We start from the raw sequence: 26,140 nt of genomic DNA, 5'->3' as shown, positions 1-26,140 counted from the left end.
TCATTTAGATGGCGGTTCAATAATTACGATGCGTCAACCCTGAAAGAGCAGACTAAGAATAGTTTAAGTATTTTATTAAAATCTACAAAACCGTTTATTTATGGATGAGCATATTGTTAAAGCTTGTAACCTGGAATCTTAACGCTTGATAGGTCACAAGCTTTAGGTGAAGAATTTAAACTACATTTGAGCCTAATCCATTGGAAGAATCAAGCCTCAAACTGGCACTGTCAGGAAGTTGGATTAAACATTCCAAATTATCAACCAAGTATTTAAGTTGCTTAGGCACATAGGTTTTATTTGTTTTGAGAACATTGGCTATTTCACTAAGTTCAACTGAACCAGGAGACCAAGGGTCTTCTTGTTGCTGAGCCGCCTCCCAAATAGGCTCCATCTGCCTTTTTAGGACACTTTTTTCAGGCAAACGCTCGTAAAGCGTTGTTAGATGATAGCTGGTTTGCTCTTGTAAAATACCATTTAGACGCGATTTCAATTGCAAAGAAACATCTCTATCTTCTAGAAGATCCTTGGCCACCTGTAAAAACATCTGCACAGTGATATCATAAAGACGGCTATAACCCTTCTTGTTGTACTGAGTATCCCTATCTCTCAGTAAAATATCTTTTTGTGTTTCCCAAATGGTATTTAAAGTTCGTATATAGTAATTTTCCTTGGTTTCGTAGAAGGGTTTTCTATCCAAGGAATCAAATAAAACATCGGATTGCTCTTTGCGAAGAGCATTGGTCCACCAGAAGCCGGCATATTTTTTCTGCTGTTTCTCGAAATAGGCTTTATGTTTAGCTTGAATATCCACTGCATTCACTTCATGTGCATCTTTCACCTGCTCAACAAAAGGCGCTTTGGCAACTTCAACCAACTCTCTGGCAAAATGACTCAACTCTTTGTAACATTTTTGAAGTAATGCTCTTCCTTCACGATTATTTCCTAGATCTTCTGGAATTCGAGACACTATTTTAGTCGCCAAGGATTGGTAATGGTCATAACATTTTTTTGCAAATCCCTCTCCCAGGTTCAAAATGTTGTGATGAAGTAACTGCATAATTTTTTGCCGAACCGGTTGCCCAGGACCTGTTACACGACCAAAAATAACACTCCATTCTTTTTTCTTAACCAGGCGAGCATCGGCTTCATGGATAACAGTAAGCGCTTCACTTAGATGTTGCTTGTTCCTGATGATCTGCGTTTTGAAATAAGCCTGATATAAAGCATCGACCGTTTTTGCTGGTAATCCCTGGTGCTTCTCAGAATTCATCACCTCCAGAAAATCCCTGTAGAATTCATGTTTACGCGTAGCCTGCGGCGTTTTTAGATAATCATCCAATAGGTTAATGGTTGGATAACGGATGTCGAAATCCCTAAAAGCATTGATGAGCTTGAGTGATTCTTTCACTTTAGCCTGGTCATTTCCTTGCACCCAGCTGTTCCACAATACCTTGATAGCTGCTTTCGACAAATCACCTGCTGCTTTTTTAACAAGAATGGTTGCAAACGTTTTAAGATTCTCTATTTCCTTAAAATTGTCTGAAGCCGCATAACCTTTATATTTCTCGAATAAAAACTCGTATTTATCTTTTTGCGGTTTAATGCGTTCAATCATTTGAACAGTTTCTAAAACCGTGGTTAGCTGAGTAAGGTTGATTACCCCCTTGCTGTATTGTTTAAGGAGAGAAATCACATGCTCATCCGCCAAATTACTACCTTTAACCGCCAAGAAAAACTCTTTGGCTTTTTCAGGCGACATTGAGCAAAATAATTCTGTCCAGGTAATCAATTTTTCGGGTTGAGCCGGTGTTACAAACGCATCCGCGGACTTAATTATCCCCTTCTCCACCAGATAGCGATTAAAAACCAGGGCCGCCTCTTGTATTTGTTCCAGGGTTTTCTGGCAATCGTCAAATTGATAACGTCCAGGTTTAAAGCGTAAAGCGTTGTTAATATACGCCAACGGCACATAAGGCGGTAAAGCAAAGAGCGGTTTCAGCACTTGCTTCACAAATGTTTTATTCATTTCCTGACTGGACAAATTCTCAATCAACGCATCACAGGCCTCTTGATTAAGGGGCAAACGTTCAGATAAAAAGTGCCAAAAACTATTTCTAAGTTCCGCAGGTAAGTTTCTTAAAATACCTGGCTCAGGTAAATAATCATGTTGTGGATCAAAACCATTATCGGCTAGGATGATGGCAAACAATGGCCTTAATTGACCAGGAAACTCCATCAACACATCAGCATGTTTTTCCAGGTAACTTACTAATCTACTAATTCGAATATTTGCTTGTTCCACCTCTTTCTCAGAGTACATATATTCGTTTTTATGATTTTCATTGATGAGATGAATTAAGTAACCAAGATCATTTTTATTCGTGTGACTAACCAACAATCGAGTCACGTTTGAATTAGAAGTAAAGAGTGCTTCAAGTTCAGGAAGCCTAGGGAAAGCATCCCAGAACTCTCTATGTATAATCTCGTTAAAATTTTTGATGAATGTTTTTGAAGCATCGTGCTCGCTGACAAAAGCAGTATGGTTAATTTTCATCGTCAAACTCAGCAAAAGGCTGTTTTTGCGAATTGTCTCACCGTCTAGCTGTGATGGAAGCTTGCTGTTAAGCCAGTTCTGAGCAAAAAATGCTTTTAAACCAGCAAAAAATGCCACATCTTGTGCTTCATCTCCATGCTTGTTATAAGTTTGCAACACCTCTGCCAATGCCGCACAAGAAACGTTAAATACCGCTGGATATTGTTTTACGCAATCCGTTAAGAAAGAAAATAACTGTTGCCTTCTTCGGTCTTGCACTTCAACAGGAAACTTGCCTTTTTCTTGATGGCTGCTTGCAGATTTCAATTCTTTATATAATAGACCTAAGAATATTTCATTCCCGCCATAAACTTTGGCAAGAAGTTCATTTCTTCTTTGCGGTTCCATATCGGGACGGAAATAAAGATCTTCTGCTCTTTTTATCCACTCTTGATAAAACTCAACAACCGCCGCCATATCTCTTTTTTGGTTACTGGGAACATGTCGATATACGGGTACGTACTTCACCAGGGCCATTTCGGAGACTTCGTGTTTTGCATGCACATCAGTGTTGGAGTGAATTGCCTCCTCATTTGAAAGTACAGTTTCTTCTGTCTTTCCGCTCAGGGCATGCTCGCAGTCCTCCCTGATTTCCATGAGTTCAGAAATCTGTTTGAAGATTTCAGGGCCTATCTCGTCTTTTTCCTCAGGGGTTTTATTAGAAGAAGCAAGTTTGTCAGGATGCCATTCTAAAGCCAACACCTTTAGTTTCTTCTTCAAGCTGGTTAGTGCGGATAAATCATCTGCTTTAAGTTGCTTGCGAACTAATTTGTCCTTCCAAATCTGGGTTTGCTCTTTCAAGTAAACCATAACTCCCTTGTAACCTTCATTCAGATCGGCCGTGTTTGTCGCTAAGGTGACTAAACAGAATTTATCCAGCTGGGGAGAAAGAACACACAATTTATGCCATATAGCATCGGCTTTTTTGAAAAATTCGGTATAAACTTCTTCACTATCCCCTGCTTTGCCTGTAAGTCGGCCATTCCAGGCATCTTCAATTAGCTTGCGGTGCTCAAGCCAAGCGGTTCTTAAGCGCATGTGAGTGCGTTGATCACCGACTTTTATTGCTTTATGCAAGACGTCCATGACTTCGCCTGACAAAGTGGCGATCAAGTATTCTTTACGACGCAGAAATTGCTCGCGTTCTTTTTTAAGTTCATGATTCAACTGAACCACAGAACGCGTAACGATGTATTTTCTTTGTGTTGCCTCATCGTTTTCCAACCAAGCCCATTTTTGAGACAAGTTATGTTTATGTTTTTGTAATTTGTGTGAAAGATGAAGTGCTTGCTCCTCATAAATGGCATTAAGTCGCGGAGCATGGGCTGATTTCATGTAAGTGGCAAATTCCTTTTGGATGGCTCTGAAATTAATAACATCCACACAAAATCCTTGCGCCCCATTTCGACCCTGGCGACCGCGCTCCTGTTTTTCGACATCAGGATCAGCAGGATAACTACGTATTACCCCTAAGCCTTTTGGTGACTGCGGCTTGATATCCGTACCCCGTCCTAAACGAGAGCTGTTACTAACCGCACCAATTCGACCCGCTAAAGGCAACACCTCACTTTCCTGTTTACCGCTGTCATTGGTATCCACCAGGAATTGATCGAGCGGATAACCCCTAACTTCAAGTTCTTTTCCAATTTTCCTGCTCAATCGCTTAACCGCAGGATCATCCTTACAAGCATGTAACAGCGGTTGATCCTGGTGTTCAATCATGTGAGCAGCAATGGTTTTAACCTGCTCTTCTTCTGAATCACAGAAAATCATCGGCAAGTAAGTCGTGCGAATTTCTTCATGCGTTGGCAATTTGGAAATGTGCTCAATACCAAACTCCTCTCTGTAGAATCGAAGCGCAGCATTGTTGCCTGCAGTACCAGTACAACCTTCCAGTTTGCTGTAATATTTTCTCAACAGGTAAGGCACATTTTGCGATAAAGCAATTTGAGTATTGGGATCCACGAAAAAATCAGAGGTTTGACCTTTTGCAATAGCTTCTTTGTTCAATCTAACGTGCAAAAATTGTTGCACTAAATCACTATAAGTTGAACCCAAACGGACTTGGTTGCCGATAACCACTTTCGCAGCTCTCGTGTCGATATTTAAACCACCGACGACTGCTTTATTGTCTGGCCGTATACAGAAATCCGTATCCACCGTTAAATTGGAAGCGACATGTGCCGCGGTCAATAATTGCTTCAATTGCTGATCACGCTTTTTAAGCGCTTCTTCATTACCGCTGAGCGCAGGAATAATATGTCTTTCAAAGAAATGCGATTGCTTTGGACTATAAGAAAGACGTTCCTGCAAGTACTTGCACAGGGATTGAAGATGTTCTTGTCTTGAAACCGCCAGGACACCGGTTGATTCAATTTGCTTAAATGTATGACGGTTTTCAAGATACCAATCATAAGTAACTCGATAGACCCATTCATCCATATTATAAATTGGATCACTATCGGTATTATCGGAATAGTTAAACTGCGTTTGTTCGAATCTTAAAATATAATCTGCTTCATCAAGCCAAGCTGCACGACGTTTTGGATCCAGTTCAATGGCATCTTTTCCGCCCCAAATGTGTCCAGAATGGAACAGGCTAAAGTTTCCAATCGTGGCGTAATTGATAGCGCCAACGCCAGGCCTGGAGCGCGTTTTATAGTTACGTGCCGGTGAATTTTCTGTAATATAGGCATGTTGGATACCCATAGCATCCAACACCGGGGCAAATTCCTCATGGTCACGTTTGGATAAACTATCTTTGGAGCTAAATACATCCACGACATAATCATTAAGGGCCAAATAGGAGGAACGCATCACAGTAATAATACTTTTGCCCTGACCAGTACGTACCTGGTGAAGCAAACTTTCGTCGTTATACAGGGCAGCGTATAGCAGCGCAAGCATTTGGGTATGGTTAGCCCATTTCCCGGATTTACGCAGCAGCACTTCCCTCATACAAGCAAGAACCCGAGCCGAAGCCTGGTGTTTATCCATGTCATTGCTGGCTGCTTTGAGCTCATCAAGCGCATAGTCCAGTGTCCTGGTTAAAGTATTGAGGGGCAATTCATGGAGACGTGCTGCTTGACTGTAATTATTGGTGTAATACAACAAATTAATCAGTTCTTTTTGCTCAACATCTTCGAGATAGCGCGCGCCCTTGCGTTTAAACCCAGCTAATACCCGCATCAAACCGCGGCGATCGTCTTCGGTAATACTATAGTGACGTTTTGGCTCGCCCTTATCGTTCAAACCTTGTTCGACGGTTTCAAAATGATGGATAAGGCTATTGGCGTCCTTCAATTCGGGCTTTGCCAATAATTCATTCAATTGCGTAAGAGTTGGTAACGGCTCAGAGCTATAATAGTCTGCAAGGATCCTTAATTGTTGTACCGGTAAAGTTTTCAACCTTTCCCTAACATCAGCAAGCATATGTCGTTCTTTCTGCCAATCGCCCAAGGCTTGAGTCAAGATAACTTTGATATAGGCCTGTGTGGGATTTGCACATGGGAAGTGACGCTCGAAATCATCGGGTTGGATAGTCTTATCCACCAGTAAATTAATTAACTTAATCTGAGTTCGCTGCCACAGACTTAGCATGTTTTCACTGGGATTGCTTATTTCGAATGCATCTTTCGCTTCTTGGGCCAAACCTCTAACCATATCGCGTCGTTGCGTGAGATTACGGCCTGGTACTTTTTCTATTAAACCAACTAGGGCATTCATCCATTCGCTACCACCCTTCGCTTCATGCAAACACCCTAATATGGCTTGAGCTTCTTTTACAAAATCAGAATTATTTACGTCCTCTAAAATGAGCTTTGCCAAAACGGGTTTATATTGATTGGGCAATGTCTCTTCAACTAACCCCTTAATTAGGATTTGTGATGCAACAGCATCTTTTTCTTTCAACTTATTTAAATCGTCATTCAATAAACTTGAATCTTTTGCCAGTTCATTATCCAGAAGAACTTTCAATAAATTGATAGGATAATGATGTAGGTCATAAACTTTTTCATCCATTAAGACTTGCAACCAGCTTGTAAGCTGCGGAATGGAATACCGCTTTTGTCCATTCTGTTTGGCTTTGAAAAGAAGAGCCCCTAAGACTTGTCCCAACTCATCAAAATGAGCTTTATTATCAAGTCTTGCTAACACAGTTAAAAATCTTTCAATTTGTTGCTCAGAACCTGCTTCTGCCTTAACAGCCACATATTGTCTAAACAACGTACGGCATAACTCTAAATTTTGTAGTTTGAAACCAGGTTTCAAATGTTCATCCATAAAGGTAATAGCTTTTTCAATTTCTTTTTGCTCAAGAGATCGGAATGGAGCATCCTGAAACGTAATAGCGCATTGTTTCTTTAACAAAGAAGAAACCACTTCTCTTCGGGTTTGGGCTGGATTTATCGATTTCGCGATGTCAGCCATTAGGTCTGACAATTCTCGAGTGCCAGGTAAGTAATTCGTACTCGCAAAATTAATGGATTGTAACTGCTTCTCAAATATACGGAGCTGTTTTAATGCGTCTTCTGAATTGCCCCCCTTCTCCTTCAAAGCAAGTGCTCTAGCCTCCTGCATGGGGTCCTTCAATTCAGGATCTAACTGCTCAATCAACCAAGGATAGCTATTAAATAAGGAGCTATTAAAATCAAATTTGAGAGCATGGACAAGTAAATGCTCAAACGCTGATTGTTTATCTTCCCATTTTTCAAAACATTGCAGCGCACGACCAGCAGCATTGATAATCTTTAAGCCATGGTCGCTTTTTCGAATGGCTACATCCGCATTAACTCTATAGACCCCTTCCACGAAGGTAGGTACATCCGCAAAGCGCATTCGTAAAGCCCCGGGTATAAGCTCATCATCAAGTTGCACTTGCTCATTCATCCACACCAAGAACTCTGAAGGCAACTGCTCAAATGTTTCAGCCAGTTCGCTAAAATCTTTCGTTTGATACTCTTTCGAACTGGCAAGTCCAGTGGCACTTTCATCGAATGGAGTCGCTTTCTTGCCTTCATAAGATTGGAGGTTGTCTACACCAACCGCTAACCCAGCAATTAATAATCGGAGCGACAAACTACTTTGCTGCGAAACATTATCACCTAAGATTTTTTTCAATGTTGCAAAATCTTTTTGGCTTAATTGCATGCGTTGGGAAGCAAAACGCAACGCATGAGTGAGCGGCGATAGAAGTTTAAAATCTTCATCCCATCGCACAGCATATCCTGGCTGTGCGTTAGCGGTTGCGGGTGAGAAATTGGAAAGCTGTAATTGTTGATCCCAATATGGGAAATGTTGGTAGCGGGCAGCATAATAAAAGCCATTATGTCGCCAATCTATCTCGTGCAGATGATTTAAAATATGTTGCTGAACTTGTTTACTGTCGAGTTGGTTTTTTGTATCTTGTAAAACCCGATACAAACGATCGAGAAAGACCTTGCCATTAAAGTCTGGAGAGTCTTTAAGCAGTCGAGTCAGACTCTCCTCATCAATAATCAAATCTCGGTTTTCAGCATAAGAAAGTACCTTTTGGAACGCATACCAAAGGTCCGCGTAACGCATGTGGCCTGTTGCGCAACCATGTGCATCAACGAGTTTCCACCAAAGGGACTGATGCCTTGGGAAATTCTTTAAGGTCGCGATGCTCAACGCGAGGGCATCAACTTCTGATTTTTCTAAAAACTCTGACCAATTTTCTGACACATCTAAAAAGCGTCTTTTCCAAACTTCAAAATGGTTTTGACCGAAGGTAGTAAGTACTTGATCTGCAATAAAGAGGAAGTGTTCACTGCCATTTACCGAGCGATTATTCACATCACAATGGTTAAAGACTTGTCCGAAAGCCTTAAGATTTTTTTCAGTTAATACGACACTTGAATGGTTATTGAAAAGCAACTCTCTTAGTTGCGGTGAAATTTTTGTTTTTAAACCTTGAGCCCATCTGTCTAAATATTGCAAGCATGAGTTATAGTCTTCAGGTCTTTTGAATTCACCAGTTACATCAAAATGTTGCAAGATGACAGAAGCGGTTTCTGGACTATGTTCAAACTGATTACCAATGACTTTCTGGGCATTGAGGATCCGTTGTTTGTCGTTGTCCTCCAGGGTCAGGTATTGCCATAGGGTTTGATGAACCTCTTTACCTCGACTAAGTGGTTCAAACTGTCGATAATCACCACGAAATTCATTAGGCTTTTTAGGACTGTCTAATTCCACAGTAAAAGGGTTGCGCTCTTTTAGTTTTTTCTGCTTTAATGCCCTTAAATCTTTTTTCTCGCGTTTTTCATCAAAATTAAGAATTAAGCCACGATTCTGTAATGAATATTGTAAGTAGAAGCCCGGTGGCAAATTATCTTTCGCTACCCCCATACGAAACTGAGGTGCGTGCTCCATAATCTTTTGCACAGCATTTGGATGTATTTTTTCAACAACTTGCGAAGCGTTTAAGTCACTACCTACCCAAAGAGAAAATAATTGCTTAAGCTCTTGCTTTTTCCAACCAGAAAGCGCTTTGGTGTTTTCTGCAAGTGTTTCCCAATTTTGCTTGCATCGCTCGTCAATATTATCGCGAGTAATGAGTTCGCGCTCATCACCATAAAACTGAACAATCTGCTGTTCTTGTTCCTGCTCTTGTTCTTGCTCTTCCTCGACTTGTTCTTCAACTTGAAATTCTTGTACAACCTCTTGTTGCAATTGTTGCTGTATACCCGGAGTTTGCGCCGTTAATGGATAAAGAACTTCCTCACCTTTCCATAGTTGTGGCTCCTGGGCTAACTTATTATCAAGAATAAGCTCCGCATCGAGGGAGTCAGTTGCAGCAGCATAAATATTTGCGGTATTAGCAGCCAACTTGGCATGATTGACACCGCGCTGATTGTTAAGAATTATATTTTGCAAGCCGCGATAAGAAGATTTTAACGCACAGGTTTCTTCCTCTTTATAAGCCTCGCGGTTCCATTCAGGAATATTAATCTGAATCTGAAGATCCTGATATTTTGCTTGGGCCGTTAATCCATTAATGAGTTGATTGCTTTGCTTTTTCGCATCAGGATTTCTTAAATTGTACAGGTTAACTTCTGCCAACTCCTGCGGAAAGCGTTTTTTACGAGCATCCAAGACAGTAATAAGCTCTAGTAAAGCACGTGAAGTCTTGTCATCCAAATTATCAGGTAAAATAAGCGACAATGATTTAAATAAAGGTGAATAACCCTCATCTCTCGGATGATAATTTTTGATTTGGGCAGCTAAATAAGCGAGGTACTCATGCGGTTCATCGACAAGAGAACCATTTAAATCAAAGGTACAAGGCAAATTAGGGGATGGTTCTATTTCATCCGGATCCCCCGAATAGGCGTTAAACACATTAAATAATTCGTCAAGGCCGCGCTTGCCCATTTGCGCAAATTGCACAAATGCCCAAGCGGTTGAGGAAATAGCAGCTCTTTCCTCATGGTCACAATGCGACTTTCGCCAAGAGGCATTAAATTCTTGGATCTCTTTAATAAAATCAAGATCAATGGTTTGACCATTTTGTTTAAAAAAATCAACGAGAGCATTTCCAGTCGCACTCCACAATTTCTTGCGATTGGCGGGCTCTTCGGCAGCTCTACTTAATGTATCAGGCCCCACTTCAGCCAAAAAGCGGTTACGCGCCGCACATTGCAGGGCAAAACCAAAACTTTGGCGAAAATTTTGTAAATGTCTTTGCGGTTTAACCGTTCGCAGATTGACATCGTAATCAAAAAGTTGTTCCTGAAGCCAGCTTAAATTTAAAGCAGGCGTCACTAAACGCGTCATCGAGTAGTGATAAACCATATCCAACGCTTCGGTAAGATAAGTGGAAAGGTTATAGGATGCGTCATCAAGGGTTAGGGTTTTTAAATCCTCAGAAATACTCAGTTGTTTTTGATCAAAACCGGAAAGCACATGGGAGGCGTTGACATACCGCAGAGCATCATTATCATCCAGTAAATAGTAGGTATTTTTTTCTACTAGAGGATTAAGTTCATGCCATTCTAATTTGCTAAAAGGTTTGCGATTTCTTGCGGCTCTTTTAACATTTTCTACAGGATTATCATAACCCACATAAATACCATACATACACTGCTCAAGAACCTGCTGATGCAAAACAGGAACAGGCACTTTATCACGAAAACTCGCCAATGGTTTATTGGGGATCTCGGCACAGGCAGGGAAAACCCTCCCTAAAAGAATGGCATGCCATTGAGCCAGATTATTTAATTTTTCAACATCATTCAGTTTAAGATTATCCTCACAATTTACACTTGCGAAGGTTAATCCTTTTAAGGCCGGGATAGAGGTTAATTCACTTGCTATTTGGTTAGCTGTAACAATGTTCATCTCAGCTGGAGGAAGATAAGCCTTCCATCCACCAGCTGTTTTAGATAACAAAATCCAAACAGGCGAATATTCATGGCCAATATTAATAAACAAATTATTGAAAGAATTCCATTGGGAAGGCGTTAAGTTTTCCAATTCGCTAATATGCATCGGCGCATGTCTTGTGGTGGCAATTCTTTCAGCTGTTTCGTTGGCTCGCATGCTCAAAGCATTATAATTGTATAAGTAACGAAAAATATCGATTCGACTGATAGGATTGTTGAGCTTCTGTTCACCATTTGCAGACTTCTGCTCACCATTTGCACTTGCTAGTCCTAGGCAAGCATGATTCAAGTATTCTACGCGCGGATTCGCAATATACATTGATTGCACATCGGAAAGAGGGTAGCCTTCTATGTAATGAGAAAGCCACTCTTCTACAAAAGGATGTTGCTGCCATTGAAACTCTTTATTTTCAATCTGCTTCATCGTAGCACTTGCAAAGGACGCCAAAGCAGGTGACCTCAATGTAGCAAGCAATCTCTCATTAAGATAGCTATGAAGAAATTGGTATGGAATGGACTGTTTGTTTAGATAATTTCTTGGTACCCAGGGGTGTCTATCAAAAAATTGCTCAATGGCTTTTTCAGGTTGTAAAGCATCAACAGCAGCACCAAATTTCTCTTCTAATCCGTGCAAAGCCTCCCAAATGGCATGGTTAAACTGTTGCTTGTACTCATTCTCTAATTTTTCTCTAATTTCATAAGTGTAGACTTGGAGCTGGGAGCTAAAGTTATGTTTGCTATAATGAGTGTGTCCTCCATTTGATATTATAACCTTATTAATTTGCTCCTCACTAAGATGTAATCTAGTCTGCTCCTTATCTTTAAGGGCGTTTATTTTTTCTTCAAATAAATTGAAATTGACAACTTTTGCTCTTTCATACTCCCCATCAGGCTGAATATAATACAGTTCCTTAGTAGAGTTATTTCTGATATAGACATAACTGTTTCTGTATTGTGCCGTGTTATAGGGAAAATTGGACATCAAATGGAGGTTACACCCATTGCTCTTAGTTCTAGCTATTAGTTCTTTTTCTCGCGAAGTTGTCTCTTCATTGACCTTTTTATTTATCTCGTCACGTTTTTCCCCAAGCCAGCGTGCCAACAGTTGCGCTTTAAAATTTTCAAGAATCACTTCCCGCACTTGTTTCACCAATTGCTTTGACATAGAGAACTCCAATTAAAAAACCAACCGCAACATAATTTGCGCAGTAAGGCACAATGATGAGCAATACAAACAGTATAATCATTAATTATTAAGATATTCTTAGCCGCGTCTTTGCGGTTTGAATTTTTTAATTCTACGAACGGAAAAAATTGCGAAGGTGAAGTGGTTGTAAAAGGAAAACAAGAGATTAGTGCTGATTTAACTGTAGTGATGAGGTATAGCAAGCCATGGACATGGCCAATTGTTTTTTTATAAACAACTATAATTAATTAAAGTGGCAAATTATGAAGTGTGGTATGCCTCAACCCATTACGCAACAACAATTAGTTTCGTTTATTCAAAAAAAATTTCTCTCTCAAACAAAACCTCTTCAAGAGTTTGATTGGACGACAAATTTAAATGCTGAAGGGTTTACCTCCGAGTTTATAAACATCAATTTTTATGAAGTACTAAAAGCGTTAAATAGCACTACATTACCTGACAATGTTAAGACTTCTTTTCTAATGGTTAAAGGCCACTTCACGGCCATTAACTTTACTAACTGCGTGGATATCTGGTGCATAGAAGAGGCTAAATTTCATGGATGCCAATTTCAAAACTGTAGTAGTAAAGGGTTTGAATCGGTAGAACTTAAGAATTGTATATTTGAGAATGTTATATTCGAATCAGCGATGCTAAGCGACTTAGACTGCAGCGAAGTAGGGTTTATTCGCTGCAAGTTTGCAAATAGTATTTTAAAAGACTTTCTGTCAGAAGATGTCAATTTTAAAGCGTGTGAATTCAACTCCTCTTTTTTATTGGATATACCAGATATAGATACCGAATCCTATAAGGATAATAAGCTGGATAAATCAACACTAATGGTAAATACTGCCTGGGATGATATCCATTTCTCTACCCATTATACGGATATACCTGATAAGCCACTGTTGTTAGTGTTGTACTGCCATGATGATGGCGTTATTTATGCCAATATGTTACTAAATTTTTTACGCGAGAAAGGGGTTGAGCTCTTACTTATTCATCCTAAAATGGGGTTTGCTCATCCTATCTTAAACGAATATGCCAATAGGATTAACGGCATTGTTTTACCTGGCGGCCCTGATATCCCTGTCCACAATCCTCATCATCAACGATTTAGTTTTGAAAAAAATCTTTTACAATTTGCTATCGATAATCATATTCCCACACTAGGTATATGTCGGGGACATCAATTAATTGGATATTTTTTTGGTGCCAAGATCATCCCTGTAACAACGCATCAACAATCAATCATTCACGTTAAAGCAAAAGAGAGTAAATCGCATCGTTTATTGCAAAGAAAATTTGAAAAGTATTCACGATTAGCAGATGAGGAGAGTAAAAAACTGGTGCAAGCTCACGCAAAAGGGGGGTACATCTATAAATCAGAATGTAATCATTCCCAAGCTATTTTTTTCAAAAAGAATAGCCGGGATAAACAGCATATCAAAATAGTATCAAGAGGTTTAGATAATGTAATTGAAGCTATGGAAATTGGTGATCATATTCTTACTTTTCAACACCATAATGAAGCGTTGGTGGCAGGAAAAAATAAAATTGCAAAAGCATTGTTAAAGCAATACCTTGAACTGGTGAATACTCATTTTCAAACCCTCGATCATACAAGGAACAAGTTTTTTCAGTAAATTGGGCATTAGTGGCAGTACAATGTCCTATTATTTTGCCTTATTGGGTTGAAACGGCGATGAGGGCAGCCAAGAAACAAGAATGGTCCCCACTATCGATAATATATCGGGTATTTTCTGTTGCCACAACGGCAATAGCGATTAAAATAAGCACCGATTTTTTATGTGACAATATCAAGAAGCTCCTAATTATTGTTTCGTTTTATTTCAGAAATTTTAATACGCCATTCTTTAGGCCCTTCTTCATGAATTGAACGGCCATCAGCTGTCACTGCCACCGTTACTGGCATATCAACAATTTCAAATTCACGCATGGCTTCCATCCCTAATTCTTCAAAGGCAATAATACGTGATTTGCGAATGGTTTTTGATATTAAATAAGCAGCACCACCCACAGCAATTAAAGAAACGGATTGATGTCGTTTAATTGCATCGATGGCCATTGGTCCTCGTTCACCTTTTCCAATCATCCCCAGTATATTGGTTTTTGATAACATAAGTTCAGTGAATTTATCCATACGCGTCGCGGTGGTAGGACCTGCGGGCCCCACAATTTCATTGGCTGCTGAAGGTACTGGACCTACATAGTAAATAAATTTATTATTCAAGTCGACGCCTTCAGGTAAAGGTTCTCCACGCTCTAATAGCATCGCTATTTTTTTGTGAGCTGCATCGCGGCCAGTAATTAATTTTCCTGATAGCAATAAAGTCTCGCCTAATTGCCACTCTTTTATTTCGGCTTTTGTTAACGTATCCAGATTAACTTTACGCAGTGGAGCGTTAGTATTCCAATCAAGTTTTGGCCAAGAATCCAGGGAAGGCGGCATTAGTTCGACAGGTCCACTTCCATCAAGAACAAATGATAAATGTCTTGTGGCAGCACAATTAGGAATGATAGCAACAGGCAAACTGGCAGCATGCGTCGGATATTCTCTAATCTTAACGTCAAGTGCCGTAGTTAAACCACCGAGTCCTTGTGCGCCAATTCCCAGCGCATTTATTTTTTCGTAAAGTTCAAGTCGTAACTCCTCCAGATGGTTTCGCGGCTTGTGTTCAAAAAGTTGCTGAATATTGACCGGTTCCATCAGCGCCTCTTTGGCAAGTAACATAGCTTTTTCAGCCGTGCCGCCAATACCTACTCCCAGTATGCCGGGAGGACACCATCCTGCCCCCATATGCGGTATTTGCTCAAGCACCCAATCAACAATGCTATCGGAAGGATTTAAAATAGCAAATTTTGCCTTTGCCTCAGAACCAAATCCTTTTGCAGCGACAGTGACCTCAACAGTGTGCCCTAAAACAGATTCCACATGCACAATGGCAGGTGTATTATCCTTTGTATTTCTGCGTTGTCCTGATGGTTCATTGACAACCGAAGCACGTAAGGGATTCACTGGATTTGTATAAGCCAATCTAACGCCTTCATTCACCATCTCCGTGATGGTTTGATCAGTCTTATCCCATTGAACATCCATACCAACTCTCAGGAAGACTACAGCTACCCCAGTATCCTGGCAGATGGGACGTCTGCCTTCTGCTGCCATTCGCGAATTTAATAATATCTGAGCAATTGCATTTTTGGCGCGCAAAGATTGCTCTTTCTCATAGGCTTGATGCATTGCTTGTATGAAATCAAGGGAATGATAATAAGAAATATACTGAAACGCATCCGCGATACTCTGAATAAAATCACTCTTGCGAATTATCGTCATAGCTTCTCTGTAATTAAAAATTTTAATAACCTAATTAAGCATAGCATTGGTTTGGAGAAATCAGCGCGCGCACTCAGGATCTTACTAAGAGCCATCTATCAAATGGTATTTATGCTAATTGGATTAACTTGTAAGGATCTTTGACATTTATTGATAACTTTTGTTCATTAATTTTACTTAACATAAAATCCGCACAGGATTTTACAAGCACATTGATATCATCCCAATAGTCATCTTCCCCACCAATACATATCGATTTAGCTCTGTTTATCACGGGTAGGTACATTTTAGGTAAATACTGCATTACCCAATCCGCTGCATCGGGTTTGGATCTAATCTCATTCGTCACTAACGTACTCCAAATTCGCGCATAGGTCAGTAGCACATTTCGAGTATCCTCATTAAGATCGGCTGAAAGCCTCTCAAGATCATGCAGCATTGCTTTTATAAAATCACTATAGGGGACGAGGGCTAATAATCGTTCAGGTTTTAATCCGAACAAGGTGTGACTCTTCAATAACACTTGTGTAATAATCAGGGCAAGATCAGGCATTTCACGACTCGGCCATGGTTCAACATTTCCCCTTTCAAATGATTGACGTAGCCACTCACCGTATTGAAAATCAAAAAGAGGAGGATAATGCCACGGATTGATAGCCTTCTTTTCTACAAGAGTCATTTCTAGTGGTGGCTTTGTACTTTTCATATAAATGCCTGATATTTGAAGAAGATGGGTAATCAGCACCCTCTTTTCATCTGAGGTTGTGGCACGATTGGTTACAACAAATAAATCTATATCACTGTATTTTTGTAAACCGCCTACAAGGAAAGAACCATAAAGATAAACGCCTAAAAGATCGGTGCCTAAAACCTTTGTCAGCACATCAAGGCATTCATTGAGTTGTTGCTTCACATCACGCTGTTTTTTGTCATCAATAGTCATGGTGATTTTTACTTAAGATTCACTCAAATTTTTGACCTAATAAAATCCCTAATGAGCTCCACTGATTCCTCAATAGAATACTTAGAGGTGTCTAATGTCATTGATTTTGATTGCCATGGCTCATAATCTCGATTTAATACATCAATCCAGTTAGGTAACTTGTGTCCTGGTATATCGGCTTCCCGGGTTTCAATGCGCCGTTGATGCTCTTTGATATCTGAACAAACTAGCTCGATTTCAATAAAAGGTGCGTTTGCATCCATCGCCACTTTTCGCCAATCATTGCGTGTAATAGCAATGGGGTTGACTGAATCAGCCACTACAGGAAGCCCTAACTTTAGGTTATCCAATGCAAGCGCATAACATACCACATACCCTTCAGGCCCAACCCAATTTTCCGCAAAACCAGAAAATTTTTTTAAAACTTGTTCCACTGTATCAATTCGTAGATAAACTGCATTTAATTGTTTAGCAATTTGTTTTGATAAGGTTGTTTTTCCTGTCCCCGGGAGTCCGCCAAAAATAATTAACATGCATATACCTAATAGTTGAGAGTAAATTCAGGGGATACCCAATTGATTAATTCCCCAAAAAAAGGGCTTTAGAAAAAAAATAAACAAATATCTTTCTGGCAATATAATCCTCAATCGAAACAATTTATAGAATATGAATAATCAGGAAATCTCAAATATTTTAATAAATCTTTCGCCTGCAAAGAGAGTTAAATTTATAAGGCAGAAGCTTCTTAAGCAGAATCAACAAACATTTTGTGAGGATGGCATTATTCGATCTGGGACATTAAAATCAATTGAAATAGAAAGAATAAAAATTGGTCCTAAAATCGCTGAAAGGCTTGTTCATAAATTAAATCTAGAAGGGATTATATGCGATCCTAATCTCTTTTTAGAACAGAATGCCCCTTGTACGATAAAAATCGATTCTTCCAAAAAAGAACTCACAGGTAGTTCAATGAGTTACTTAGAGGAAATTAGACAAAAAATAACCCAACTTACCCCTATAAAATTTCTACTAATGAATATGCACCACAAATTCCTGCGCAATCAACATTACTCACTTATGAGGCTACAAAAGAACATTTAAAGCATTTTTGCAAAACCTTATGTTTTATTCAAGGTAATAAATCTTCATTATATTATCTAACTTATCTTAATGAAGATGAGCTTGAAGGTGAAATCAATAATAAAAAAATTACGATCTCTACAAACATTATTGATTTTTGCACAATATTTATTGTTGAAATAATTTACTTAGGGAATAATATAAATTCAAATTTATAGATATTTATTTACCCTAAAAATTACCTAACTGAGAGTGCACGAAATATAATCCCAGCCAATTAATATATTGGAACAAAAGGGACTATAGTTTTAGGAATAATTCCAACACCTAATGATTTTGCTTTATTTTGAATATTTTTATCATCAAAGTGGCTTGTGACTAAAATGGAATAATCATTTATCCTAAATTTTTCTATAATATCTAATCCATTTAAAGAATTACCAACAAATTCATAATCAAGTAATACTAGAAAGTTGCCGGTAGCGTTTATTAAATATGATTGTAAATATGATTTCATTTCAGATGGCTCTATAAAATACTCAACCATCAAATCTGGATTAGAAAAGATTGCCAAACGTTCTTTCCATAATGAATGAATAGAAGGATCATCATCAAGAATAATAACTTTTTTTAGTGTACTAACGCGAATGTGATTAACAAACCAACTAGGTGGTGGAGACTGAGGAAGTTTTATAGTAACTTTCGTACCAATATTCAATTCAGACTCAATAATAAAATTACCACCAAAAGAATTAATTGTATTTATAGCGTGATAAACCCCCAATCCATTTCCAGATGTTTTGGAAGATGCTTTGCCAAATGTGAATCCATATGTTCCAACTTTATCTAAGATACTTTCCGAAATACCTTTGCCATCATCTTCAATAATAACTATGACATAATTATTTTCTGAATGTATTGAAATTTTTATATTGTGGTTAAACTCATCAAAAGATTCCAATGAGTTATTAATTAGGTTGGACAGCACTCTATTAAATTCAGAAACTTTTATCACTGAAAACAATCCATAAGCCTTATCTACTGCTAAATCAATACTTATATTTGTGTCAATACCTAACTGAACCCTTATTTCTGTCACTAAGAGTTCAACAAGAGTAACGACCATGACGTTTTCAAAATCTGAGGTTCTATCATTTTTATTTTCTTCGTTATCAGCTTTTTTTTGTAATACATTAGCAATGTCGGTGATTCTTTGAATTGAGGTTCGCATAAGAACTCTCTGTTTTTCTGGTAGAGCTGTAGCAGCCGACAATAATAAATTTAAACTAGCAAGAGGGCTCCTAATATCATGAGCTACTTGTTTAGCTGCACGTACTTCTGCTTCATAAGAAGCATTCTTTTTAACATCTATATTCATTTTTTTTAAAGTTGTACAAAGCTGTTTTATTTCATAAACAGATTTAACATGAGGTTCAAACCCTTCAATTTTTCCAGGCCCTAAATTTAATACAAGCTCATTTAGTGGTGAGATAAAACTTTGCTTTAGTCGTTTTAATAAAAAATAAATGCCAATACAAAGTATAATTAGCTCAAGAAAAATGGGAAAAACTGATTCATAAAAAATATCAAATTTACTTTTATTTTGAGGTAAAAATAATTTTAATGACGCTTTTTTTTTATTATCTATATTGAGGGTATATGAGGCACCAGGATTATTCTTATCTATCAAACCAGCTGATAGAGTTTTGTTATCATAGACTAATGTAACTCCAACATTTCGAATTTCACTGATTTCCTGTATGAAGGAAGAAATAATATTATTATCACCTATAAGGATATCCCCAATAAGTTGATTTTGATAAATTTCAAAAGTGGCATTAAGGTATTGTTCTTCGATTCCCTGAAGTCGAAGCGCGGCACTTCGCTGCACCTGAATAGAATTAAATATAACGACAAACAAAGTTATTATAGTCAATACAATTGTAGTCTCATAAAAAAATTTTTGAATGCCCATTGTTATAATTTATCCATCATATTATCGATGTAAACCTCTCTCTGAGCGAAAGGAGATTTTTTTGAAAAATATGTTTCCCCTGAAATACCTTTGTGAGGGCCATTTTGTAAGCATTTTAAGAAATCCGACTTTGAATTATTATGAGATTTAGCATAGCGATAACATTCAATAGATAGTCTAGTTGCATCGTAAGTTAATATTTCAACAACGTCAGGTTTTCTATGAAATTTTTTTTCAAATTTTGATGTGAAACTAGAATGCGTTACTTTATTTTTATCAATTAAATTGGGTGTGAGAAGCCGCTCTGTTTTTTTTAAAATTGATTTAATAGGATAGAACACTGATAATTGATATATCCAAGAAGATGCGCCAATAATAATTTTATCCTTATCAATCAACTTGTTGCGATCCAATTTTGAAATAATCTGTGTAGAAGGTAGTGGGTAAGTAAAAAAAACATAGTATGTTTTTTCATGTTGTTTATTTTTAAGACCTGTTAAATCAAAATTTCCATTTGTCTTTACTTCAACAGAAATAATTTTTTTCTCCATGTTGTTAATAAAATGCTTGAGCCCATCTCTGCTGTAAATATCTGATGGTTGGTAGAAGGCATAAACCGTCCCTACCTCAGCATCTTTATTAATAAAACTCGCAACGGCTTTGGAATAATTTAATTGTTCAGGGGTCATTGAGTAAATATGAGGATAAAATTTTCTAATCTGTTCATTTGAACAACTTGGAGATAATGCGATAGCCTTATTTTTCTTCAATATATTACCTGTCATCAAACAATCCTGACTTGTAAATAATCCTAATATAATTGTACATTGGTTCTCAGTTACCTTGCTTATCTGTTTCAATAACTGAGATTCATTATTAGCGCTTTCAATAATAAAATTTGAAAACTTTTCATCTTCAAATGCCATGATAAAAGAGGTATTTAAAAAATCAGACCATCGAACTGAACCAAACATTCTATAATTTGCTGTTGAATTAACACATATTTTATTCGCCATAGAATAAGAACTAACAGATATAAAGAAACAACTAACTATACAAATCGCTTTTAATAAATTCATAAAACCTTTTTCCATCAACAATCCATGCCTCATGACCAAAATCCGTCATGAAATGCCTATAAGCCACATTATGTTTTTGTTTTAATAGATTTTCATAGGTCAATTTAACATTCTCTTCTGGAGTAAAGATGTCATCTGCTATCGAAACAATCGTCAATTCAGATTTAAATTTCACATCAGGTTCCCTAATATCTAATTTAAAGTTTGCAATCATTTTAAGAATAATACTATTTGAATATGGAGAAAATTCTTTTTGAAATCTCTTGTTGTCTTGAATAAAATAATCCAAAAGAGAAGAAGAGAAGCTTTTATCGATTTGACATTTTTGCTCTAAGAAGGTTAAAGCCTTTTCATTCGTACAAGATAATCGAAAGAAAAAGCGTGAAAATCCTAAAGCAGATTCTAATTCCTCTTTTGATCCAGAATGACGAGCATTATCAATCAACATGGCCTGAGCAAGATTAGTAAGTTTTGTCATGTAAGGAACAGGAACACCTGCAACAGAAATATATTTTTTTGCAATTTCTGGATATCGCAAATACATATCTAAAGCTTGCATGCCACCTAAAGAACAACCAAGTACCAAATCTAAATGATTTATTTCAAGATGCATTAAAGTATGCATAGCAAAATCAACAGTATCTTGTATAGTAACTTCAGGAAATGTATCAAAATATGGTTTCTGAGTTTTTGGGTTCATAGACTCAGGACCAGTAGTTCCATGAGAAGAAGATAATGAATTAATACAGATTATATTAAAATGCCGAACCATCTCACTAAAATTAAATTTTTCCCACCAAGAATGTAATTCGGAAGAGCTAGAGAATCCATGAAAAATTAATGCACATGGCTTAGAAATAGTAAAATCACCATAAATTGTAAATGTTGCTTTTGGCTCTACCAAGGTTTCCCCACTGCTAATTTTAAAATCCGGCAAATTAATTTGTTGTGTTGAACAATTCATTAAACATTTTCCTTCATTGCCTCTGTGTCAGAAATCAATAAAAAAGATATGATACTAGCTCCTACAATGAAGCTAAGTGGGAAGACAATACTAATTTGATGATAACTTCTTAAGGTACTATCAAAATAATATAGTAAACAATAAATTAAAACTAATGGACCACTCCAACTATTAGCTCGAGCGACAATTTCTCCGGCATCTTCCGAAGAAAATTTTTGTGATAAAAATGCCCTTAACTCTATGCGTAAATATCCGAAACTCAATCCAATAAAGAATGTGGAAATAAAAATAATTTTTAAAGAATTAGGAAACAAAAAAATTGAAGTGGCGGAACAAAATAAAATTATAGAGACATAAATTATTCTTTTGAAATGGCTCATATAATCTATCGTTAGAATATGGCAGAACCCTATTGCCGCCATAGCTAAAGCAATAAGAAATTCCATAATGGCCGCAATATTAATTGAATCAAATTGATTCTTTGCTAATAATGGAGCAGTAATGTTAAAAATCACTATTGTTGGCCAGATAAGAGAAAGAGCGATTGTATAAATAATCGATGGATTATTTTTTAATTCACGACCATTTTTTTCATTTTCATTTTGAAAATTAATATTTAAAAACAATGAAATGGTTGCTGGAATTAATAAAATTACCATACAAAATATATAGGGTAATGAAGCAGAAAATGGTTTTATCAATATCATTAAAAGAGGGCCAATAATCAACCCTATTTGTCCGACCGTAGTGGAGATACCACTTAATCTCCGAGCTTCATTTATCGAAAAAAGATGAGACAATCCGACAAACCATTTTTCAAAAACTATCTCAATTAAAAAGATGCTAATCCATAATAAAAAATTGACTATAAAAACTATAGGTGATTTCGCAACTAAAAAGAAATATTCCAATCCTAAGAGTACAAATGTAGTTGTAAAATTTATTCTAACTTGTTGCTTCAAGGAAAATTTTTTAAGCTTTTTAAAAACAGTACGCGAAAAAGTCGCTGGAAAAAAACTTAAAGCCATCAGCAAACAAATGTTTAGTAAGGAATCATCTGATAAAGACAGCGCATCCCAACTTGTAATTAAAAGAATGCCACCAACAGCCAATTTAAATAAAAATAACACACTTAGATAAAAATATGCTCCATCAATGTTCTTCACATAAATTCCTTATTTTAAAAAGGCTGTCAGATATTATTTTGGTTTTAGCAATTAGGTCAAAATCATTTGCAGTTTCATCAGTGAAGGTAAATTCAACATATCCATATCTTGTTGACCAATTTTGAGCGCATTTAATCAATTGTCCTTTATAAACATTGGTCTTAATAATATCTACGTCCTTTAATTTCTCACTTGAGATTTCATAATTAATCGAATCTACAACGCCTTCCATTGGATGAAAATAAGCAACAGCAGAAGAGTATTCAAAATTTTTAGGGAGTGAATCCTCTGAAAAATTACCCAGGTAGGATTCACAATGAGCTTTATAAAAGTTATATTTGGTCGATTTTTCATAAAGATCCATTATCCCATCACCAGCAGGACGTGCCCCCACTTCTATAATAATAGGGTCACCCTCTTTGTTAGTTTTAATTTCTACATGCGCAAGCCCAAATTTTATCTGAAGTGCTTTACAAGCCATTCTAGCTAATTCAAACAATAAATTTCTTTTTCCTTCATCAAACATAAGGGCTGAAGGAACAAAATGACCTACTTCTGAGAAGTACGGCTCCTTACTTAGATACTTATCAGTAATACCGACTAAATATTGCTTAGTTGGCGTATTTAAGACTTCAACTGAAACTTCTTTTTCTCGAGAAATATAAGGTTCCATAACCAGTTTATCTGGTTCAGAATCGTACTTTTTAGCATATTGAGCTAAATGTTGAAGTGTTTCATTATAAGCTATTCTCAGTTCTTCAGTATTGGCAACTTTTTTTACTCCCCCACTACCACCAAAATTAATAGGTTTTATAACGACTGGGTAGCCTAATTTTTGAGCCATTGTCTCGGCATCTTTAAAAGAAGAAATTTCATAACTCTTAACTACTGGTAAATTTGCATTTGCTAAAACTTGTTTAAGCTTATTTTTATATCGGCAGTTTATAATTGTTTCAGCGCTGTGGTATGGCAATTTATAAAACTGTGCAATAACGAATCCAGAATTTAGTACAAAGTCATTTAATGGTATTACACCAATTAAATGCATTTTGCTTTTATGTAAGTAATTTTGCACGTCTTGGAGTAGCACATCAGGATTCGTTTCACTAGAACGAATAACTTTGGAAGGATATTTATTCTCATGGAAAGGCGCATTAGGAGCAACTGTAATAACCGTTGCATTTGTCGCTTTTTCGATACCGATTAAAGATCTTTCTCTTTGAAATTGATTTGCTCCTAATACTAAGATACAGGTATTCGACATAATATTTCCCTCTTATGAAAGCACAAAACGACTCTCATATTGAGAAGCCTGTATAATGTGGGAGAGATGCTCTTTAGTAGTACCACAACATCCACCAAGTATTTTTAAGTTCAACTTATCTTTTAATTCCTTTAATTCCTGAGAGAATTGTTCTGGATCATCTGCAACTGGCTTGTTTAATTTTGCTAACTCCGTAGGTGACAAACAAGAACCGTTTGCTTGCAATCCCATTAATCTATCCATATTTTTGGAATTGCTTTCTAATAGTTCAATAACCGACGAGTGAGTGCAGGTAACTAAATAACCAAGAGGCTTGCGATTGGTTCTGCTATCTATTTCCGCAATAGCATCATTAAGAGTAGTACCATCTAGTAATTTCCCATCGATTCCCAAAATAAATCCGATTGTATATTCCATCCCCGATTCATCACATGCTTGAGCTATTCCTGTCGCCTCTGAAAGAGTTGGTAGAGTAACTACATTAATAAAATCAACCGGTATGCTTTTAAAGAGAGTAATTTGTTCTTTATGATAATTGTAAGCCTCTTCAACACTGGGTTTATTTTCCACACTGTAAGCATCAAACATCGAGCCCAATGGCGCACCAAGAATCACAGTTACGTCACTTTTCACCTCTTCTTTCAAATCAATTATAACTTGTAGGTTATTTAAATTAATTTTTTTAATTTGCTCAAAATCAATAAGACCGTTAGTGGCAAGATGATTACGGCTAGTGCGAAAAGTCGCAGCATTTATAATGATGGGGGTATTATATTCACGTGCGATGGCTATATCTCCTTTATATAATTCAGTTAATATTTTTCTACCTGGACTATCTTTAGAGAAATCATTGCCTGTATAACCGTAGTCATATTTTAAACGTGTACCTAAGGGGCCATTCTCAACGATCAGATCGTAGTGTTTTAATGCTTGAGATAACTTCATATTAATGAACCAAATTTGTTTTAGCTAAAAAGAAATAAACATCTTCACTCATTAGAAAATCGACATAGGTTGTTGGATGAATCCGATCAAAAAACCAATGAGACCACGGGGAGAAGCAATACTTATCATGAATATAATCTATATAATTACCACCATGGAGATAACAAGCATTCTCTTTCTCATAAAGATATAGTTTCTGCCCCCTCCATTTATACTTTTTAAGTGAAGAATAAACCTTGTAATCAAAAGCATAAGTATCATATATACGGACAATCTTATCATTTTGATAAAGATTCAATATTCCTAGATTAAATTGTTCAATCATCTCATCTAAAGTATTCAGATAGTTATTTTGATATTCATCAGCCAGTTGTTTCGATAGAGGAAAACGTTTTAAATCACGCAATTTAAATAAAATAATTCTATTTGCACCAATTTCCTTTAAGCGATTAATTTGTTGTTTTAAGTGATGTAATAAATTGCTAATAAAAGCTTTATTTTCTTCTTTACTAATTGGTTTGTAATTCAACACATCATTAGTTCCAATAAAGACAAAGAATAAAGAATTATGGGGGTTTATATTTATCCTTGAGATACTCATCGATTTGTGATGACAGTTCGGGAACAGTGAAGGACCATTCTTTCTCTTCATCATGAGTCAAAAGCTCTATTTGACCCAATAGCTGAGCTTGGCCATAGGCATAATTTCTATATGCTGTAATATCCATATTATCGATGCCCAATTTCATAGCTAAATACTCCGACCAGGTTGGACCATTCGTAAATCGCCCTAATGAATAAGCACGGCCAGGATAAGTGTTAAAGGATTTTTTAAAAGTATTACCATTGTCAGAATAGCTATCACCAAAGATAACCATTTGATTATTATCACTAGTTGCGAATAATTGTTGTGGGAAATAGAGAAATATAAAAAATATGTAAAATATTAAATCCTTTCTTATTTTTAATTTTACTCTTTCCATGAATTTTAGCGCAACAACTGATTTTAAAAGACGCTAAAGCTACCATAAGATCATTTTACGCACAATTGATATTAATACGCTAAATGTTTAAATTTTTGGCTCTACCCCAAATACAGGGGCACTTTAACCGGATTATAGTAATCTAACTCTTTGATTTCGCAGTCAAAAGAGGGTTAAAGTGCCGAAGAAAGAT

15 protein-coding genes are annotated in these 26,140 nt (G+C 37.0%); 2 read left to right on the top strand and 13 right to left on the bottom strand.

Going from position 1 to position 26,140, the window contains the following annotated elements:
- Window positions 1-175: 175 nt before the first annotated feature.
- Window positions 176-12,169 carry a hypothetical protein gene (locus Ljam_RS00070; protein ID WP_058448103.1) on the bottom strand — a complete coding sequence of 3,998 codons (11,994 nt, stop codon included), beginning with the start codon at window positions 12,167-12,169 and terminating at the stop codon, window positions 176-178.
- Between the two features lie 296 nt (window positions 12,170-12,465).
- On the opposite strand from Ljam_RS00070, the gene Ljam_RS00065 reads away from it, so the two are divergent.
- Window positions 12,466-13,836, top strand: coding sequence for a glutamine amidotransferase-related protein (locus Ljam_RS00065; RefSeq protein ID WP_058448102.1), 1,371 nt, complete (start codon window positions 12,466-12,468; stop codon window positions 13,834-13,836).
- 40 nt (window positions 13,837-13,876) lie between these two features.
- On the opposite strand, the gene Ljam_RS15570 is transcribed toward Ljam_RS00065, so the two are convergent.
- The 4 genes from Ljam_RS15570 to Ljam_RS00050 form a co-directional block, all read right to left on the bottom strand.
- A complete protein-coding gene (locus Ljam_RS15570; RefSeq protein ID WP_255305188.1) occupies window positions 13,877-14,008 on the bottom strand; it encodes a hypothetical protein in 132 nt (43 codons plus the stop codon).
- A 13-nt stretch (window positions 14,009-14,021) separates the two neighbouring features.
- A complete protein-coding gene (locus Ljam_RS00060; protein ID WP_058448101.1) occupies window positions 14,022-15,548 on the bottom strand; it encodes a fumarate hydratase in 1,527 nt (508 codons plus the stop codon).
- 109 nt (window positions 15,549-15,657) lie between these two features.
- On the bottom strand, window positions 15,658-16,491 hold the full coding sequence (locus tag Ljam_RS00055) for an aminoglycoside adenylyltransferase family protein (protein WP_058448100.1): 834 nt from the start codon (window positions 16,489-16,491) through the stop codon (window positions 15,658-15,660).
- 23 nt (window positions 16,492-16,514) lie between these two features.
- Window positions 16,515-17,024, bottom strand: a complete 510-nt coding sequence (locus tag Ljam_RS00050) for a P-loop nucleotide/nucleoside kinase family protein (protein WP_058448099.1) — start codon at window positions 17,022-17,024, stop codon at window positions 16,515-16,517.
- Window positions 17,025-17,157: 133 nt separating this feature from the next.
- Here Ljam_RS00050 and Ljam_RS00045 point away from each other — a divergent pair, with 133 nt between their 5' ends.
- On the top strand, window positions 17,158-17,592 hold the full coding sequence (locus Ljam_RS00045) for a hypothetical protein (RefSeq protein WP_058448098.1): 435 nt from the start codon (window positions 17,158-17,160) through the stop codon (window positions 17,590-17,592).
- 256 nt (window positions 17,593-17,848) lie between these two features.
- On the opposite strand, the gene Ljam_RS00040 is transcribed toward Ljam_RS00045, so the two are convergent.
- Genes Ljam_RS00040 through Ljam_RS15560 form a run of 8 tightly spaced genes read right to left on the bottom strand, consistent with a single transcriptional unit; the run spans window position 17,849 to window position 25,947 of the window.
- The gene (locus Ljam_RS00040) at window positions 17,849-19,546 is read right to left on the bottom strand and encodes a sensor histidine kinase (RefSeq protein ID WP_058448097.1); all 1,698 of its coding nucleotides are present in this window, start codon (window positions 19,544-19,546) and stop codon (window positions 17,849-17,851) included.
- Between the two features lie 2 nt (window positions 19,547-19,548).
- Complete coding sequence (locus Ljam_RS00035) at window positions 19,549-20,640, bottom strand: ABC transporter substrate-binding protein (protein ID WP_058448096.1); 1,092 nt, start codon at window positions 20,638-20,640, stop codon at window positions 19,549-19,551.
- The gene (locus Ljam_RS00030; RefSeq protein ID WP_058448095.1) at window positions 20,594-21,589 is read right to left on the bottom strand and encodes an alpha/beta fold hydrolase; all 996 of its coding nucleotides are present in this window, start codon (window positions 21,587-21,589) and stop codon (window positions 20,594-20,596) included. Before Ljam_RS00030 ends, Ljam_RS00035 begins: the two co-directional genes overlap by 47 nt.
- A complete protein-coding gene (locus Ljam_RS00025) occupies window positions 21,589-22,755 on the bottom strand; it encodes an MFS transporter (RefSeq protein ID WP_058448094.1) in 1,167 nt (388 codons plus the stop codon). Before Ljam_RS00025 ends, Ljam_RS00030 begins: the two co-directional genes overlap by 1 nt.
- A complete protein-coding gene (locus Ljam_RS00020; RefSeq protein WP_058448093.1) occupies window positions 22,742-24,019 on the bottom strand; it encodes an ATP-grasp domain-containing protein in 1,278 nt (425 codons plus the stop codon). Before Ljam_RS00020 ends, Ljam_RS00025 begins: the two co-directional genes overlap by 14 nt.
- 12 nt (window positions 24,020-24,031) lie before the next feature.
- Window positions 24,032-24,964, bottom strand: coding sequence for a homocysteine S-methyltransferase family protein (locus Ljam_RS00015; RefSeq protein WP_058448092.1), 933 nt, complete (start codon window positions 24,962-24,964; stop codon window positions 24,032-24,034).
- 1 nt (window position 24,965) lies between these two features.
- The gene (locus Ljam_RS15565) at window positions 24,966-25,496 is read right to left on the bottom strand and encodes an SGNH/GDSL hydrolase family protein (protein ID WP_058448091.1); all 531 of its coding nucleotides are present in this window, start codon (window positions 25,494-25,496) and stop codon (window positions 24,966-24,968) included.
- A 34-nt stretch (window positions 25,497-25,530) separates the two neighbouring features.
- Window positions 25,531-25,947, bottom strand: coding sequence for an SGNH/GDSL hydrolase family protein (locus Ljam_RS15560; protein WP_058448090.1), 417 nt, complete (start codon window positions 25,945-25,947; stop codon window positions 25,531-25,533).
- Between the last annotated feature and the right edge of the window lie 193 nt (window positions 25,948-26,140).

The sequence above is a fragment of the Legionella jamestowniensis genome (assembly GCF_001467745.1).
Taxonomy (GTDB): Bacteria; Pseudomonadota; Gammaproteobacteria; order Legionellales; family Legionellaceae; genus Tatlockia; species Tatlockia jamestowniensis.
Note: the sequence above shows the minus strand (reverse complement) of the source record. Positions and strands in the feature narration are given on the sequence as shown.

What these genes read in the sequence shown, in the direction of transcription:
- Ljam_RS00030 (WP_058448095.1), bottom strand. Translation starts at nt 21,589, where the DNA reads ATGAATTGTTCAACACAACAAATTAATTTGCCGGATTTTAAAATTAGC.
- Ljam_RS00045 (WP_058448098.1), top strand. Translation starts at nt 17,158, where the DNA reads ATGAATAATCAGGAAATCTCAAATATTTTAATAAATCTTTCGCCTGCA.
- Ljam_RS00015 (WP_058448092.1), bottom strand. Translation starts at nt 24,964, where the DNA reads ATGAAGTTATCTCAAGCATTAAAACACTACGATCTGATCGTTGAGAAT.
- Ljam_RS00035 (WP_058448096.1), bottom strand. Translation starts at nt 20,640, where the DNA reads ATGGAAAAAGGTTTTATGAATTTATTAAAAGCGATTTGTATAGTTAGT.
- Ljam_RS00065 (WP_058448102.1), top strand. Translation starts at nt 12,466, where the DNA reads ATGCCTCAACCCATTACGCAACAACAATTAGTTTCGTTTATTCAAAAA.
- Ljam_RS00040 (WP_058448097.1), bottom strand. Translation starts at nt 19,546, where the DNA reads ATGGGCATTCAAAAATTTTTTTATGAGACTACAATTGTATTGACTATA.
- Ljam_RS00070 (WP_058448103.1), bottom strand. Translation starts at nt 12,169, where the DNA reads ATGTCAAAGCAATTGGTGAAACAAGTGCGGGAAGTGATTCTTGAAAAT.
- Ljam_RS00055 (WP_058448100.1), bottom strand. Translation starts at nt 16,491, where the DNA reads ATGACTATTGATGACAAAAAACAGCGTGATGTGAAGCAACAACTCAAT.
- Ljam_RS00050 (WP_058448099.1), bottom strand. Translation starts at nt 17,024, where the DNA reads ATGTTAATTATTTTTGGCGGACTCCCGGGGACAGGAAAAACAACCTTA.
- Ljam_RS00060 (WP_058448101.1), bottom strand. Translation starts at nt 15,548, where the DNA reads ATGACGATAATTCGCAAGAGTGATTTTATTCAGAGTATCGCGGATGCG.
- Ljam_RS00020 (WP_058448093.1), bottom strand. Translation starts at nt 24,019, where the DNA reads ATGTCGAATACCTGTATCTTAGTATTAGGAGCAAATCAATTTCAAAGA.
- Ljam_RS15560 (WP_058448090.1), bottom strand. Translation starts at nt 25,947, where the DNA reads ATGGAAAGAGTAAAATTAAAAATAAGAAAGGATTTAATATTTTACATA.